General features: G+C 64.5%; 1 protein-coding gene. It reads left to right on the forward strand.

Annotated features, from left to right (window positions below; all coding sequences use genetic code 11):
- Positions 1–2: 2 nt before the first annotated feature.
- Positions 3–324, forward strand: a 322-nt coding sequence (locus EN861_RS34705; protein ID WP_245512183.1) for a porin, incomplete at its 3' end; no start/stop codon positions are given.

The raw sequence follows: 324 nt of genomic DNA on the forward strand, positions 1-324 counted from the left end.
ACATCAAGAGCCTTCTTCTCGGCTCAGCTGCGGCCCTGATCGCAGTTTCGGGCGCCCGCGCCGCCGACGCGGTGACCGTCGCCGAGCCGGAACCGGCTGAATACGTCAAGATCTGCGACGTGTACGGCTCGGGCTACTTCTACATCCCCGGCACCGAAACCTGCCTGCGCATCGGCGGCTATGTCCGCTACGACATCGGCTTCGGCGACGTCGGCGCGTTCACAGGCGCTGAGTCCGTCGACCACCAGGATGGTGACGTGCAGGATACCTGGTACAAGAATGCCCGCTTCACGCTGAAGACCTGGACCGGCCAGGAAACCGAGC

The sequence above is a fragment of the Mesorhizobium sp. M8A.F.Ca.ET.218.01.1.1 genome (genome assembly GCF_004791165.1).
GTDB lineage: Bacteria > Pseudomonadota > Alphaproteobacteria > Rhizobiales > Rhizobiaceae > Mesorhizobium.